This is a genomic window from Candidatus Dadabacteria bacterium, assembly GCA_026705445.1.
Taxonomy (GTDB): domain Bacteria; phylum Desulfobacterota_D; class UBA1144; order Nemesobacterales; family Nemesobacteraceae; genus Nemesobacter.
In genome coordinates, this window is sequence record JAPPAR010000029.1 from 1 (window position 1) to 15,593 (window position 15,593).

Below are 15,593 nucleotides of genomic sequence, written 5' to 3' on the forward strand. Positions count from 1 at the left end.
AATTGTGACAGTGGGTTATGAAGGGATTCAGGCTTTTTTAGCCTGTGAAGTTGGGTTTAGAGTTTACGTAAAGATAAGGATATCGCCGAATCTTTTCCTTAGTTGGGTGGCGTTCAGTGCCTGAAGTGTCTCTTCCCGGTAAAGACCATCGCCATTGAGTGTTCGTCAGCCGCGGCAATCACTTCGGCATCCCTTACCGATCCCCCAGGCTGCGCTATTGCCGTAATTCCCGCACGCGCCGCTTCGTCAACCCCGTCTCTGAAAGGGAAAAACGCGTCAGAAGCGAGTACCGAGCCGTCGGTCGGAGTGCGGGCCTTCATCCCCGCGATCCTGACTGAATCTATCCTGCTCATCTGCCCCGCCCCTATGCCCACCGTCCTGAGGTCTCTTGCGTAGACAATGGCATTTGACTTGGTGTGCCGGCAGACTTTCCAGGCAAAGCGCAGATCTTCCATTTCCTCGGGGGTGGGTTTTCTCTTGGTCGGGACCTTTATCTCTGAAAAATCATCTCCCCATCCCCTGTCGCTTTGCTGTATGAGCGCCCCTCCCGTCACTTTCTTTATGTCCCAGATTCCCGCCCCGCCGATATCCATGCCTCCCGAAAGAAGCACCCGCAGATTCTTCCTTCCCCCAAACAGCATGAGCGCCTTCTCAGAAAAACCGGGGGCTATCACGACCTCGGCGAACATGCCGGCTATCTCCTCGGCCGCGGTCTCGTCAACCTCCCTGTTAAAGGCGATTATCCCGCCGAAAGCGCTTTCCGGGTCGCATTCCCTCGCCCGGGAGAACGCCTCTGCCGGAGTGTTCCCGAGTGCCGCTCCGCAGGGATTGTTGTGCTTCACTATTACGCATGCGGTCTCTTCAAACTCCCTTACGAGCTCGAAGGCGGAGTCGGTGTCGTATATGTTGTTAAGGGAAAGCTCTTTCCCCTGGAGCTGTCTGGCGTTCGCAACGCAGTGCGCCCCTTCTATGCCGCCCTCCGTGTAGAAGGCCCCCAGCTGGTGGGGGTTCTCCCCGTAGCGAAGATCAAGCTTTTTTTCGAGGTGGAGGGTGTAGGTCGCCGGGAGCGGGTTTCTTTCGCCGTCAGGTTCGAGGAACGAGAGATAATTCGATATCGCCGCGTCGTACCTCGAGACGTAGGAAAAGGCCTTTGCCGAGAGGCGGAAATTGGTTTCGGGGGAGATTTTTCCCTTGTTTCTGCGAAGCTCCCTGAGCACGGCACCGTAGTCTTCGGGGTCGGTGAGCACGCTTACCGACGCGTGGTTCTTCGCCGCGGCCCGAAGCATCGCCGGCCCGCCTATGTCTATGTTCTCTATCGCTTCAGAAAACGTGGTTCCCTCTTTCGCGACCACTTCCTCAAAAGGGTAGAAGTTGACCACGAGCATGTCTATCGGCTCTATGGAATTCTCGGCCATTTCCCCAAGGTGGCGCTCATCGTCCCTCATTCCAAGAAGGCCTCCGTGTATTTTGGGGTGAAGCGTTTTCACCCTTCCTCCAAGTATTTCGGGAAACCCCGTGTAGTCCGATATTTCCGTCACTTTCGCCCCGCCGTCCCTAAGCCTCCTGGCGGTCCCTCCGGTTGAGAGCATCTCAACGCCGAGTTCCCCCAAGCCCTTTGCGAGCCTGGTTATCCCTTTTTTGTCGTAAACGCTTATTACCGCTCTTTTTATCTTTGTCATGAAATAAAGCTCCTTTTCGGAATCGGGGCGTGCCTCGGATGGAAAGGAATAATTCAGGTTATCACAGTCGCCCGGATTTTCAATTCTCTGCTTGCAAACAATATGGTACAATATCAGAAATCAGGCGTGTCGGCCGCGCCGGGTGAACGCAGATGGAAAAGCAGAAATCGGCCCGACTCAAGGTAGGGGTTTTCGTCCTCGCATCGATCGCTATATTCGTTTACGGAGTTTTCACGATAAGCGGCCAGGAAGAGCTCTTTGAGAGGGAGTACAAGGTAAAGACCTACTTTGACAACTCGGCTGGGTTGCTCGAGGGTGCCTATGTGCGACTCTCGGGAGTGGGAGTGGGATCCGTGTCGACCATCCGTTTCTCGGACGATTCTTCCCTCGGGAAGGTTCAGGTCATAATGGAAATCAACAAGCGGGCGCTTTCCAGAATCTCGAAGGACTCCCACGCCACGATCAAGACCGAAGGACTTCTGGGGGCGAAGTTCGTCGAGATCGTTCCCGGCCAGGGAGAGAGCATAGGCAAGGCCCGCGACGGGACCGTGATCAGGGGTTACACGTCGCCCGAGATGCAGGAGATAATAAGCCAGTCAGAGGAATTCGTTACTAACCTCACGTCCATCTCCAGGAGTCTCGACAAGATAGTGGGGGCGTTTGCGGATGAGAAGCGGGAGGATTTCCTGCATACTCTCATCTACGACGAGCAGTTTGCGGCCGACATGCGGAGCTTCTCCTCCAACTTGGCCGAGATTTCCCGGATGATCAGGGAAGGAGAAGGTTCGCTTGGGGCACTTATAGTCGATCCCTCGGTTCACGACGCCCTTAAAGGAGTGCTGGGGGAGGCGGAGAGAAACAGGTTTGTTCGCTCCGCCGTTAGGTATATGATAGAAGAAAAGGAGAAGAGGGCGTCGGGAGAGCATTAGGGTTCAAGCGGACCTTGCTTCCGGCGACGTCTTGATATTGAATCAGAAAGTCTTAAGGAGGTAATAAAGATGTCAGCTAGAAGGTTTTTGGTTTTTTTGATTGCTTTGGTTTTCTGTGCCGTTCCGCTCACGGCCACGCACTCGGGTGAGGCCCCGCCGGCCCCGGCCAAGTCGTTTTCGCTTCCGGGCCCGCAGCTGGTAACCGGTGCTTGGATGTTCATCGCAGCCTACAAGGCCGACCCGGAGGTTTTGAAATCGATGCTTCCGGCGGGTCTTAAGCCCCATCCGAACAATCACGTGGTCATAAACATGTACACGGTTCCCGACAAGAACCAGACCTCGGGATTCGGGGCGTACACGCTCACCTATCTGACGATTGAGCTTGAAGGTCACAACTCGTACGTGATGGATTCCGATATAACCTACCCCGGAAGGTACTTCGTTCATTACTACAACAGCTCTCCCACGATGAGGGAGTTCACCAAGCCTGTCGGAATTCCCGCTCAGGAGGGAATGACCACCACCGTGGTAGAGAACGGAGTGCTTAAGACAAAGCTTGAAATCGGCGGACAGTCGATGATCGAGGCCACGGCCGAGGTCGGAAGCGAACTCGGAGGATTCGGTGGAGGACACCTTAACTACTTCGGGTTTATGGAGGATAAGGGAGTGGTCAAGTACCCGATCCCGTGGAACGGGGGAACGGTATCAATGGCTAACCCGAAAATAACGTTCACGGCTCCCGAGGGACATTCGCTTCACAAGCTTAAGCCGCTTGGGGATCCGACCTGGGCGATCTGGACCAAGGGAAGCTTCGTCTACCCCCAGTACCAGGTAGTTAACTGAAGGTAAGGTAAGTACAGTTTTCAGGGTTGTATCCCGAAGCATCCTGCTTCGGGGTGCAGCCCTTTTTTCCCCGAAAACCCCCATGACCAGATCGGATTATCCCGTTTTATTTGTAATAAGCGAGATAAACGCGTTTTTCATACTGCTTCTCTTCTTCACGCTTCGCGCCGAGATGCCCGGAGTGTACTCCAAGCTTGTGGGAGTGCAGTGGGGGATGTTCATACTGAGTCCCGTGATCCACTTTCTTTTTCTCGGGTTTTTCTCCCGTTGGTCCTCGCTGGTCCAGTTTGCAAAGTTCTGCGTCATAAGTTTTTCTAACCTCGTAATCGACTTCGGAATACTTAACCTGCTCATCTATTATTCCGGGGTGGCGGAGGGGATCCTCTACTCGGTTTTCAAGGCGGCTTCCTTTATTCTGGCAAACGTTAACGGCTATGCGTGGAACAAGTTCTGGACGTTTCGCAGCAAGGAGGTCGAGGGATGGATGAACCAGTTCATAAGGTTCTTCGCCGTCGTGGGCGTGGGGCTCGTGATAAACGTTACGGTTGCTTCGTACGTGGTTGCCGAATTTGGAGGTTCGGGGGGATCCATCTCGTCCACGGTGTGGGCGAACATAGGAGCCGCGGTATCCTTGATATTCACGCTTTTCTGGAACTTCTTCGGCCTTAAGTATCTGGTTTTTAAGAAAAGGTCTTGAAGAAATGATGACGGGCATTTTGCCTCGACACCTCAATCAATGCAGCTTTATCTTTTTCCGCATTTTCAAGGTTAAATAGATTTTTTCTTGGGACCCAGTTGTCCTGCTGGAAGCCTGCTAGGTGAGCACGAACAAGAGGTGAATCCTCTTGGGGACTTTTTGCCGATGTTCTGTGGAAACTACAGTGAAATGTGCTATTATGGGCGTTCACGGGACACTGAGATGATCAAACTGAAACCTATTCGTACTGAAGAGGACTACGAAGCTGCGTTGGCGCGCATTGACGAGATATTTGAAGCAGAACACGGTAGCCTTGAAGGAAAAGAACTCGATGTTTTGGTCGATCTTGTTGAGTTCTACGAGAACAAGAATTTTCCAATGGAAAATCCGAATATTGCGGAATAGAGGGTGAAATTATCAACAAGAGCGGACTTAATATTACCACGGAAACCGGAATTGAAATAAGGCCTTCGGAGAGTGAGAGCGGGCGACGGGATTCGAACCCGCGACCCTTGGCTTGGGAAGCCAATGCTCTGGCCAACTGAGCTACACCCGCAATATCCAAAGGACTTTATACGGATATTGCGGACAAATCAAACCCCACACCGCGGACGGTTCTCCGGATAAGCGGCGCACGTTTCAGATATAATATTCCACGTGGAAAAGACTCGCCGGACAGGACACCTGCTCACAGAGAAAGTAAACCCGCGGACGGCCAGTATCGATGAACTTTCATGTTCTGAGATCATTGATCTTATAAGCGGAGAAGATCAGGCGGCGTTTGAGGCCGTCTCAAGGGGAAAAGATTCCATTTCCCGGGCGGCGGAAATGGTTTTCCGCTCTCTTGAGCGCGGCGGCAGGGTTTTTTTCGTCGGTGCGGGGACAAGCGGACGGCTCGGGGTGATGGAAGCTGCCGAATGCCCGCCTACCTTCGGAACGGATCCCGAGACGGTGCAGGCGGTTATGGCGGGAGGGCGGGATGCGGTATGGAACTCGGTTGAGGGCGCTGAGGATTCCGCTACGGCTTCCGTGGAAACCCTCCGTGACAAAAAACTCTCTGGGGACGACGTGGTTCTGGGAATCGCGGCGAGTTCCGGTACGCCGTTTGTGATATCGGCCCTTGAGTACGCCCGGACGGTCGACTGCGCGACCATACTTATAAGCTGCAGCGAACCGGAGAACGTCCCAGCCGACTTGGTCATAACCCTTCTTGTCGGTCCTGAAGTGATAGTGGGGTCCACTAGGCTCAAGGCCGCAACCGCGACAAAAATGGTCCTTAACATGATTACGACGACCGCGATGGTTCTTCTCGGGAAGACTTACGGGAACCTGATGATTGATCTTAAACCCACATCTTCGAAGCTTGTCGACAGGGCAAGGAGAATCATAATGGAGATATGTGGCGTGGGGGAAGAAGAAGCTGCCTCGCTTTTCCGGGAAGCCGGCGGAAATCTCAAGATTGCCGTGGTTATGAAGCTTGGGGGTCTCTTGCTTGATGAGTCAGTCAGTTTGCTAAGAGAAAATGATGAATCCTTAAAGAAAACTCTCGCGACCATATCCCGCGGAGCGAGGAATCCGTAATCACCGGACTACGGCCCTAGTCCCGATAAGCTCGACGGACAGGGAACCTTGTTTTTCATCGGTATCAAGCGGCGTTACGTTATATCTTCTGTGGGGTAGTTCGCGTTACCAAGCCTAATCGTTCCACAAGTCGCTTGGCTGTTCCTTAAAAATGTTTTCTGTGATGCGTTCTATTTCGAATTCGATCTGGCTTTGAGAAAGAATCTGTTGTTCAAGTGCCATGTGTTCTGCAGTTTCCATTACGTGCCGCTTGGCTTTTTCTCTTGCGCGCCGCTTGATAAGAACTTCCGCATTTTCTTCCGGCACAAAAGCGTAAATGAAACGACAATTTACCGCTTCTGCCATGGATCGCATGGTTCTTAGAGTCACTCCGCCATTAAGTTCCGCCTTTTCCATATTAGAGATAAGGGCTCGAGTTCTGCCTAGCCGTCGCGCCAGTTGTGCCGCGGACATGCCGAGGGCTTTTCTGGCCGTGCGAATCCAGCCCTCGGGAGGCAAGGTAAAACCCCGAAATTTCAATGTGGCTTGGTTAAGCTTCTTGCGGTACTGTTTTGCGGTAATGGGCTTAACGCTCATTGTGCGTCCTGAATACTTATACGGATAAATTGTATAGCTACTTGCATACGTTTTAACTTAAAATGTCAATATATAGATATACATAATATTATGGGCGCACAGAAAAACCTACCATGTCACAGTATTACTATAAAGCGTTTGATCCGCTTGGCGTTGCTTAGTGAAATTTTGGGGAAGCTGGCTCGCTTTGTTTAAGGTTGCGGTTGAATCCTCGCACAGTAAAAAGCGAACTTTAACGCTGGAAGGTTAAATAGAATTTTTCCGCTGGACATTCTTTAGTTGGGGTTGGAAGAATTCTAACTTACCAATATTTCCGGCAGGAGCGCGAACGGTTGCAAAACCGTAAATTAGACGCTCATGAAACCGTAAATCGGACGCTTGCAAAACCGTAAATCGGACGCTAAAATAATTTCTCATGATTTCCGTACAGTCATTTATTCCAAGGTTGCTGGCCCCGACTATTCAGACTGCGTTAGAAGATACGCCCGTAGTTTGTCTTCTGGGTCCACGGCAAAGCGGTAAAACTACTCTTGTTAAGCAATTGGCTCCTGAACGCTCTTTCATCAGTTTTGAAAGACGCGAATACTATATTGCCGCCACCGAGGATCCGGACGGTTTCGTGGCGAGCCTTCCGGATACCGTAACTCTTGATGAAGTACAGCGGGTTCCTGAATTGCTCCACGCTATCAAGCTGTCCGTAGACGAGGACCGTCGGCCCGGCCGTTTCCTGCTGACTGGTTCAGCTAACCTTTTACTGCTGCCGACCGTTACGGAATCTCTGGCAGGAAGGATGGAAATTGTCCGGTTGTATCCATTAACAGAGGCGGAAAAGAACCGCGGACCGGGACATTTCCTCAAAGAGCTGCTTGATGACAATTTTAAACCTAGCATCGCGGCCCGCAGGCAATCTTCAGGGCCGCCGTTGGAAGAGCGGATAATCGGGGGCGGCTACCCCGAACCGTTAACCAGGACCCCCGGACGTGCGAGACAGTGGTACAGGCAGTACCTGTCAAGCGTTATTGAGCGTGACGCCCGTGATGTTTTAAATTTAAGAGATACAGAACAACTGCTCCGCTTGCTGGAACTGGTTTCCCTGCGAGGCGGGGAGTTGCTCAGCGTCAGCAACTTGGCCAATAATCTTGCAGTACACAGAGAGTCGGTGGAGAACTGGCTAGCTGTCCTTGAGCGTCTTTTTCTGTTGCGCCGTTTACCCGCTTGGCACTCCAATACCTCAAAACGCCTGATCAAATCGCCGAAGGTGCATTTGCTTGACAGTGGGCTTGCCTCAATGCTTATGAATCTTGGGGTTTCCGACTGGTTATCCGACAGGGGCCGCATGGGGCACCTGCTTGAGACTTTTGTTTTGCAGCAGCTTGTCGCTCAGGCGACATGGACGAACCCTGATCTGCGTTTCTGGCACTATCGCGACAAGGACAAGGTAGAGGTGGATATTGTTATTACGCTCGGCAGGAAAACTTGGGGGATAGAAATCAAGGCGTCAAGCGGGATTACCCCAAGGGACGGACGCGGGCTTAGAAGGCTCGCGGATCGGTGTGGACCGGATTTTGTCCGCGGAATCCTGTTTTATGCGGGTTCGGATATTTTTAATTTCAAAGACGGGCGGATTCTGGCCATGCCGCTCGAAGAACTCTGGAAGCGATAGTGTGTGTATTTGAGGAGTTTGCCTGCTAAACTACCGCTCTATCAGGTAACTTTTTCCGCGTGAACTGGCTCCGTCCGATAATTTCAAAAGAAGAAAAACTGGTAGTTGGTCTCATTTCCGGGACTTCAATGGACGGTATTGACGCGGCGCTGGTAAGGATTCGCGGCTCGGGAGAGGATGCAGAAGTGGAGGTTGAGGACTTTATCTGCCGGGAATACTCCGATGACGCAAGGAAGCTCCTTCTCTCGCCCGGCGTCCTGAACACCGCCTCACTATCCGATCTTAATTTCCTGCTCGGCCAGGAGTTTGCCGCGGCGGTCTTTGATCTTCTGCGGAAGGCGGCACTCAAAACGACCGACATTGACCTAGTGGGCACCCACGGCCAGACGGTTTTTCATAACCCTCCTTCTCTGGGACAGGAGGTTTCCTCGACCCTTCAGCTGGGCGAAGCGGACGTTATCTGCGAGGCTACGGGAATTACCACGGTGGGAGATTTCAGGACTAGGGATATGGCGGCGGGCGGAGAAGGAGCGCCCTTTATCCCCTACGTCGACTACCTGCTGTTCTCCGGAACCGGTAAAAACGTAATAGCCCATAACATAGGGGGCATTTCCAACTGCACTCTGGTCACGAAAAAACTCGGGGAACTTCTGGCTTTCGATACGGGACCCGGCAATTCCTTGGTGGACTCGGTGGTGCGCCTTGCCTCGGGTGGCGAGAGGAGTTTCGATGAGGACGGCACGATAGCGGGGGAGGGTTCGGTTAATAAGGACATTTTCCGCAGGCTCATGAAAAATCCGTACCTTGATATAGAACCCCCTAAATCGACCGGCAGGGAGCTTTTCGGGGAACGGATGGCGGGGAGGCTTTTTTCCCTTGCCCAGAAAAAAGGGGTATCCCTTCCCGATCTCCTGCGCACCCTCGTCGAGTTTACTGCCTGTTCTATAGTCTCTGCCTATGAAAGATTCATTTACCCTCGTGCGGATGTGGAAGAAGTCGTGCTGAGCGGCGGCGGCGCCAGAAACCCCGTAATGGTCTCGAGGCTTCGCGAAAAGCTCGTCCCGACGCGGCTTTGCCTCTCGGATGAATACGGTGTTCCCGCAGATGCCAAGGAAGCTCTAGGATTCGCGGTGCTTGCGAATGAAACCGTGTGCGGGAACCGGACGAACGTGCCGGCAGTTACGGGAGCCCGGGATGCCACGTTTCTCGGAAAAATCTCGATTGGGAAGAATATCTTGTAAAAATGTATGAGAATCCTTCAGTTTTTTCCTCAAAAGACCTCCCCGCGTCCCGGCGCGCGGCACAGTTTATTATGCCGAGAATCGATTTTCAGGACCCCGGCTCGGTCAAACGGGCGGAGCGTCTCGCGCGGGATTTCTGTGTCTGCGGCTTCATAATATTCAACGGGGATGTCGAGCGGGTGAGGGAGACCACGCGGAGGCTTTCGGCTCTCTCCGAGTTTCCGCTCTTTTTCGGCTGCGACGTTGAAAGGGGCCTCGGTCAGCGCGTTTCGGGAGGGACTCTTTTTCCTTTCGCCATGGCCCAGGGGGCAATGGACGACGAGGAGCTTCTGAAGCGTCAGGCTATGATAACGGCCCGGGAGATGAGATACTGCGGGCTCAATCTTGCCTTCGCTCCGGTTCTTGACGTTAATTCCGAGCCACAAAACCCGATAATAAACGTGAGGGCGTTCTCTGATGATCCCGCGGTTGTCTCGAAACTGGGAGGAGTTTTTGCGGAGACCATGCAGAAAGAGGGAGCGCTAGCCTGCGGGAAGCACTTTCCGGGCCACGGCGCCACCCTCGAGGATTCCCATGCCTGCCTTCCTACAGTCGAAAGGTCTCTTGAGCGTCTCATGGAGTCGGATATTCTGCCTTTTCGGGAAGCGATTGCGAAAAGGCTTCACTGCGTGATGCCGGCCCATGTCTGTTATACCGCCCTTGACCCTCTCGGAGTTCCTGCCACCCTATCGGAACCGATTCTGCGGGGCCTTCTGCGCGGAAGGCTCGGATTCAACGGCCTGATCGTCTCGGATTCCTTCAGAATGGACGCGCTGGGAGGGGATGAGCGGGAGGAGGAAAACATTCTGGCGGCTCTTGCGAGCGGGGTGGACATAGTTCTTGACCCAAGGGACCCAGAGGGATTCCTCGAAAGAAGGGCGGAGGACGACTTTTTTAAAGACCCAGCTCGGGGAGAATCTCTCTCCAGGATATCCTACGCGAAGGGGCTTTTCGCCTCGGGCGGGGACGAAGCTCCGCCACCCGATTTTAAGAAAAACCGCGAGGAAGCAGGGGAAATCGCCCGCCGCTCGGCCTGTATTGTTCGAGGAGGCAGGCTTCGCGGCGAAAAAGTCTCGGTCTTTCATTTTGGCAGGGAAGATGCGGGGGAGCTTCTGGATGGGCTTCGCGAGGGATTCTCCGAGGGAGGAGTGACGTTGGAGAAGAGCTTTTGCTGCCCCGAACTGCCGCCAAGGGAAAATGTTTCCTCGCTCGTGTGCGTTTTGTCCGCCGCCCCGGCAGGATGGACGGAGAACTGCATTGTTCCCCCGGCGATAGCTGATTACGTAAACGGTCTCTCCTCCTTTCCGGGTGAAAAAATTCTGCTTACCTTCGGCTCTCCCTATCCCGCGGCCGAGTTTCCCTTTTTCAATACCGTGATCTCGCTTTTCGATTCGTCGCGCGCGGCGGGTCGCGCTGCCGCGGAAATCCTTGCGGGAGAGCGGATGTCGGCTGCTAAGCTTCCGGTGAGAACAGGTCCATGAAACTCCACGCCGTAGACTGGATGCTGCTCGGCCTCTACCTGGCCTTTTCCCTGGGAGTGGGACTTTATTTTTCAAGGAGGGCGTCCGGGAGTCTTTCAGACTATTTCGTTTCGGGGCGCGGGCTTCCTTGGTGGCTTCTCGGAACCTCGATGGTCGCCACCACTTTCGCCGCCGACACCCCGCTTGCCATAACCGGGTGGATAAGGACCGAAGGGATATGGAAGAACTGGTTCTGGTGGAACTACATCTTCAGCCACGCGCTCGTGATAGTGGTTTTCTCGAGGCTCTGGAGAAGGGCGCAGGTTATAACCGACAACGAGCTGATAGAGCTTCGCTACGGGGGCCGCCCCGCCGCGTTTCTCCGGGGGTTCAAGGCGTTTTATTTCTCGACGATTTTCAATTTCATAGTGATGGGGTGGGTTATAACCGCGATGATCAAGGTGTTTGAGGTCTTTTTCGGAGTGGGGCAGATATATGCGGTTTCGCTTTGCGTAGGAATCGTGCTCGTCTACACGGTCTTCTCCGGGCTCTGGGGAGTCGTGATAACGGATTTCGTACAGTACGCGATAGCGCTCGGCGGCACGATCATACTCGCGGTCGTGGTAATAAATTCTGACGCAGTCGGAGGGTACGGGCAGTTCGTAAGCAAAATCGCGGAGCTTCCCCCCGAGCAGACCTCCATGTTCATTACGCAGACTGCAGGCACTGAAGAGTTTTTCTCCTCTGACTTTTTCACATTCATTATCTTCATGACTGTTGTCTGGTGGTCCTCCCACAACGCTGACGGCGGAGGTTACTTCATACAGCGGCTCTGTTCCGCAAAAGACGAGAGACACGCCCTTGCGGGCACGGCGTGGTTTGCGCTTAACCATTACGTGCTTCGCCTCTGGCCGTGGGTTCTGGTTGCGCTGGCTTCGGTGGTAATCTTTCCCGAAGCGGCCGGGGTGGCAGGCGGGGACGATGAGTCGGTTTACCTTGTGATGATAAGGGACTTTCTCCCGCCGGGTCTTCGGGGCCTTCTGCTGGTTTCCTTTCTCGCGGCGTTTATGTCCACGGTTTCTACCCACCTTAACTGGGGTGCCTCGTATCTCGTGAATGATCTTTACAGGAGGTTCGTGCGGCAAAGCGCCCCGCAGCGCCATTACGTGGCGGTCTCGAGGATCGCGACCGTGGTGCTTGCCGTCATCGCGGGCGCAGTGGCGCTTCAGATAAAAAACATAGGGGATGCCTGGATATTTCTCTGGGCCATGAGTTCGGGAGTCGGCCTTGTGCTCATACTCAGGTGGTTCTGGTGGAGGATAAACGCCTGGAGCGAGATAGTGGCGCTTGCATCGTCGCTTGCGACCATACTGGTTCTGATTCTCTACACAGAGGCCAGGGGCATTCCGCTTGAACTGCGCCACCAGATACTGGTTGTTCCCGTCTCGATAGCCTGCTGGGTTGCGGCCACTTTCGCCACGGCTCCCGAGTCCTGGGAAAAACTCTCGGAATTCTACTCGAGGGTAAGGCCCCCTGGCCTCTGGTCCCCTGTCCGCAAGAAAGCTGGAATTGCGCCGGGGCGGGGAGTTCTCTCTTCTGTTTTTCTTAACTGGTCGCTTGTCGTGTCCTTTCTTCTCTGTTTCATGATAGGGACGGGCAAGCTCGTTCTGGGAGACGTGGAAACCGCGCTCTGGCTTCTTTGCGGCTCTGCGCTTGCGCTTGTCCTCATCCTTCGCCGCCGCGGCAGTTTTTTCCGCTAGCGGCTTCAGTATTTTCCCTTTCTGTGGTATATAGATGGTTGCTATGGCGATAAACGTAAAAGTGCTTGAGCGACCCCGGCTTTCTTTCTGGGAGAAGCTTTACATTCCCCAGGTGCTGAAGGGCCTTATGATCACCATAAGGCACATCACGCGTCACCAGCCGATAACCGTGAAATACCCCGAGGAGGTAAAAGCGCTTCCTGAGAACTACAGGGGGCTTCACGTAATGCCTGCCGATGACGAGGGCGAGATAAGGTGCGTTGCGTGCAAGCTCTGCGAGATCGCGTGTCCCACCCAGGCTATCTCCATAGTCTCGGAACCCGCGGACGATTACGGAATCGAGAGAAGGCCAAAGGTATACAACATAGACTTCATGCGCTGCGTTTTCTGCGGCTTCTGCGTTGAGGCCTGCCCGTGCGACGCGCTTCGGATGGGAATGAAGTACGAACTCTCTTCGTATAACCGCGCTGGACTCGTTCACACCAAAGAGGTTTTCTTTGACCCCAACGTAAAAAGCGACGCCCCGAGGGACAACGCGAACTTTCTTTACAAGATGGGCAAGGGAGAGATTCTTGATTCCCCGGAGGAAATTTCAAGAATAATGGGGATGGACGGGACCTACTCGAAAGAAGAACCGGTTTCCGGATCGCCGGGCTCCTGACAAAACGCAACTGCTAGACGTGTCAGGCACCTGCGCGTGTTTTATCTAGAGCCAGTCATCTTCGTAAGCGCCCTCGGGCCGCTGGTGGAAAGACCCTGTGTCGAGACTGTTTCTGAATCCCCTGAACTTTAGCAGACCGGATATAGCCGGTTTTATCTGGCTTCTTTCAAGCACTAGGTGAACCCCGCCGTATTTCTCGTAAAATTCGGAGGTCATTATTTTGGGATCAACCCCCCTGCCGCCGCTTGTGAGCTTGACGACCCGGTCCCCGGCAAAGGCTATAGTCGCTTTTTTCTCCGCTATTATAAAATCTCCCTGAACGGAATAACTTGCCAGAGCCCCTCCGGTTGTCGGGTGGCCGAGTATGGATATGTTGGGAAGGCTGCTTTCTCTGAGTTTTATGATTGCCAGTATAGTTTTGGCCATCTGGTAAAGAGCCACCGTTCCTTCCTGCATTCTGGCTCCTCCGCTTACCGTCACGGTTAAAAGCGGAAGCCTGTGTTCTATGGCGTAGTCCACCACTATGTTCATTTTCTCGCCGAAAACGGCACTCATCGATCCGCCCATGAACCTGAAATCGCAGACCGCTACGGCTACCGGTATGCCGAACATGGTTCCGTAGCCGGTAACGAGGGAGTCCTTGGAGTCGGTCCTCCCGGCGAGTTTCTTTATCGAGGATGAATAATTGAAAAACTTGTAGACGGGGTCGATATCCTCAAGGCAGAGTTTGGGTTCGATCTCGTGGAAGGACATGTCGTCCAGCAGAAAGTCCAGATAGTCATCGGAACTCAGCGCCTCGGGGCGGCCGCAGTAAGGACAAGATGAATTGTTTGCGTGGAGATCTTCTTTTGTCAACTGTTTTTTGCATCCGGGGCGTATGATCTTTCCCTGACCGTCCTTTTCGTCGTTGCAGAAGTGAGGTTCCGCTCCGTAGATGGCTATCTGCATTTCGGAGATGTCGGGATTCTCCTTTTTCCTGCTGAAGTAGTGGGGAAGCCATGCTTTTATTTTTTTTGCTATTCCCTCATAGACCGGGCGCTGTTTTTTTGTCCGACCGCATCTCTCGATCTTTCTTCGCAGCTCATTTCGCAGATGCCTTACGTCAAAGCGGTCCACATCCTTTGACGCGGCAACGAGCGACGCCTGCAGGTTTTTGAGGGTTGAGGGGATGTAGCCGTCTTTTCCTAGAGGGGCTTCTTTCACTATGTCGTCTATTATTCCGTACCTCTTCATATGGGTCGCCGTGGGCTGCAGCACCTCGAGCGCTTCGGCTACCTTGTCGGCGCTTCTGAAAAGAATTGCGGAGCACCCCTCCGCGGTTATTACGGAGTATTCGGCTCTCGAGAGCATAAGCCTTCTGTGTCCCAGCTGTATGGCGATCGCGCCGCCGCTTCCCCCGAGCCCGAGTACCGTGGTTATCGTTTTCGTTCTTATGGAAATCATCTTTGACTGGCAGTAGGAAATCAGCCAGGACTGAAGCTTTTCGGCCGAGTATTCGTAGGGATCCCCGCCCACGGTGTCAATGAATGTGTATAGCTTGAGGCCGTGCTGCTCGGCGTATTCCATCATGCAGATGGAGAGTCCGTAACCGTCGGCCTTTATCATTCCGTAGTTAAGCTTCGTTCTGTCTTTTTCATTTGAAGGTGTCTGCTGGGCTATTATGGCCACTTCCTCGCCGGTGCCCTTGAACACGGCCGTACCCGCTATGAGGGCGGAATCATTGACAAACTCGATCTTCCTGCCCGAAGGGGCGTGTATGAAGTTCCTGAACCCGTAGAGCTTGTCCCAGGGAGTGAAGTCGGTAAAAAGGGTTCCGATCAGGTGTTTTGACTTGATCCTGTCGTAACTCTTCGCTTCCTCGTGGGCCTTAAGTATTTTTGCAGTTGATGCCATGTTATGTTACGCGGTAACCGCTTAGCGAATCCGCTACATGTAATTATATAATCAAATTTGCTTATGCGAAAAAGAAATCCGTTTTCCCGAAAACCATGACTTGTTGCTTATAAACCGGCTAAGAAGTCTGTTTTTTTGGCCTACAAGCACTCAGTGAATCTTCCGCGCGAAGGTTCGCCACGGGACTCGGCAAAGGTTTTGTGGGGAAAATTGAATATTGCGGATTTCTTTTTCTATGCGGTGAAAGACTGTCCGCAGCCGCAGGAGCCGGTCGCATTAGGGTTTTCGATCGCGAAGCCCTTTCCCTCAAGACCATCCTTGAAATCAAGAACCGATCCGTCGAGATAGGTGTAGCTGATCTCGTCGATAGCGACCTTTATGCCGTCGGACTCGATCAGGTTGTCTCCTTCATCGGTTTCATCGTCAAATCCCATCTCGTAGGAAAACCCGGAACAGCCCCCGGGCACTATCCTTACCCTGAGAAACGCATTTTCTATGTCGTCTTCGGCAAGCAGCCTTTTTATTTCATCTACGGCTTTGGGAGTTACGGAAAACATATTTGCTCCTCCTG

14 protein-coding genes and 1 tRNA gene are annotated in these 15,593 nt (G+C 53.3%); 10 read left to right on the forward strand and 5 right to left on the reverse strand.

The features are described 5' to 3' along the window. Positions 1 to 113 precede the first annotated feature (113 nt). A complete protein-coding gene (gene purH, locus OXG75_06625; GenBank protein ID MCY3625645.1) occupies positions 114 to 1,679 on the reverse strand; it encodes a bifunctional phosphoribosylaminoimidazolecarboxamide formyltransferase/IMP cyclohydrolase in 1,566 nt (521 codons plus the stop codon). 152 nt (positions 1,680 to 1,831) lie between these two features. Here purH and OXG75_06630 point away from each other — a divergent pair, with 152 nt between their 5' ends. From OXG75_06630 to OXG75_06645, 4 genes are all read left to right on the forward strand, one after another. Continuing rightward, positions 1,832 to 2,608 (forward strand): MlaD family protein, encoded by a 777-nt coding sequence (locus OXG75_06630; GenBank protein ID MCY3625646.1) that lies wholly within the window; start codon positions 1,832 to 1,834, stop codon positions 2,606 to 2,608. A gap of 69 nt (positions 2,609 to 2,677) precedes the next feature. Then, positions 2,678 to 3,451 (forward strand): acetoacetate decarboxylase family protein, encoded by a 774-nt coding sequence (locus OXG75_06635; protein ID MCY3625647.1) that lies wholly within the window; start codon positions 2,678 to 2,680, stop codon positions 3,449 to 3,451. 82 nt (positions 3,452 to 3,533) lie between these two features. After that, positions 3,534 to 4,148 carry a GtrA family protein gene (locus OXG75_06640; protein MCY3625648.1) on the forward strand — a complete coding sequence of 205 codons (615 nt, stop codon included), beginning with the start codon at positions 3,534 to 3,536 and terminating at the stop codon, positions 4,146 to 4,148. 222 nt (positions 4,149 to 4,370) lie between these two features. Further along, complete coding sequence (locus OXG75_06645) at positions 4,371 to 4,553, forward strand: transcriptional regulator (GenBank protein MCY3625649.1); 183 nt, start codon at positions 4,371 to 4,373, stop codon at positions 4,551 to 4,553. Between the two features lie 77 nt (positions 4,554 to 4,630). Here OXG75_06645 and OXG75_06650 read toward each other — a convergent pair. Then, positions 4,631 to 4,704, reverse strand: a tRNA-Gly gene (locus tag OXG75_06650). Positions 4,705 to 4,805: 101 nt separating this feature from the next. Between OXG75_06650 and murQ the strand changes: the two genes are divergently transcribed. Beyond that, a complete protein-coding gene (gene murQ, locus OXG75_06655; protein MCY3625650.1) occupies positions 4,806 to 5,729 on the forward strand; it encodes an N-acetylmuramic acid 6-phosphate etherase in 924 nt (307 codons plus the stop codon). Between the two features lie 114 nt (positions 5,730 to 5,843). On the opposite strand, the gene OXG75_06660 is transcribed toward murQ, so the two are convergent. Further along, on the reverse strand, positions 5,844 to 6,305 hold the full coding sequence (locus tag OXG75_06660; GenBank protein MCY3625651.1) for a mobile mystery protein A: 462 nt from the start codon (positions 6,303 to 6,305) through the stop codon (positions 5,844 to 5,846). 415 nt (positions 6,306 to 6,720) lie between these two features. Between OXG75_06660 and OXG75_06665 the strand changes: the two genes are divergently transcribed. From OXG75_06665 to OXG75_06685, 5 genes are all read left to right on the forward strand, one after another. Further along, a complete protein-coding gene (locus OXG75_06665) occupies positions 6,721 to 7,968 on the forward strand; it encodes an ATP-binding protein (protein ID MCY3625652.1) in 1,248 nt (415 codons plus the stop codon). A gap of 59 nt (positions 7,969 to 8,027) precedes the next feature. Then, positions 8,028 to 9,209, forward strand: coding sequence for an anhydro-N-acetylmuramic acid kinase (locus OXG75_06670; protein MCY3625653.1), 1,182 nt, complete (start codon positions 8,028 to 8,030; stop codon positions 9,207 to 9,209). 71 nt (positions 9,210 to 9,280) lie between these two features. Further along, the gene (locus OXG75_06675; GenBank protein ID MCY3625654.1) at positions 9,281 to 10,729 is read left to right on the forward strand and encodes a hypothetical protein; all 1,449 of its coding nucleotides are present in this window, start codon (positions 9,281 to 9,283) and stop codon (positions 10,727 to 10,729) included. After that, positions 10,726 to 12,468 (forward strand): Na+:solute symporter, encoded by a 1,743-nt coding sequence (locus tag OXG75_06680; protein MCY3625655.1) that lies wholly within the window; start codon positions 10,726 to 10,728, stop codon positions 12,466 to 12,468. Before OXG75_06675 ends, OXG75_06680 begins: the two co-directional genes overlap by 4 nt. A gap of 34 nt (positions 12,469 to 12,502) precedes the next feature. Then, on the forward strand, positions 12,503 to 13,129 hold the full coding sequence (locus OXG75_06685) for an NADH-quinone oxidoreductase subunit I (protein ID MCY3625656.1): 627 nt from the start codon (positions 12,503 to 12,505) through the stop codon (positions 13,127 to 13,129). Between the two features lie 45 nt (positions 13,130 to 13,174). On the opposite strand, the gene OXG75_06690 is transcribed toward OXG75_06685, so the two are convergent. Next, positions 13,175 to 15,022, reverse strand: coding sequence for a hypothetical protein (locus OXG75_06690; protein ID MCY3625657.1), 1,848 nt, complete (start codon positions 15,020 to 15,022; stop codon positions 13,175 to 13,177). A 233-nt stretch (positions 15,023 to 15,255) separates the two neighbouring features. Continuing rightward, complete coding sequence (gene erpA, locus OXG75_06695; protein MCY3625658.1) at positions 15,256 to 15,579, reverse strand: iron-sulfur cluster insertion protein ErpA; 324 nt, start codon at positions 15,577 to 15,579, stop codon at positions 15,256 to 15,258. Positions 15,580 to 15,593: the final 14 nt, after the last annotated feature.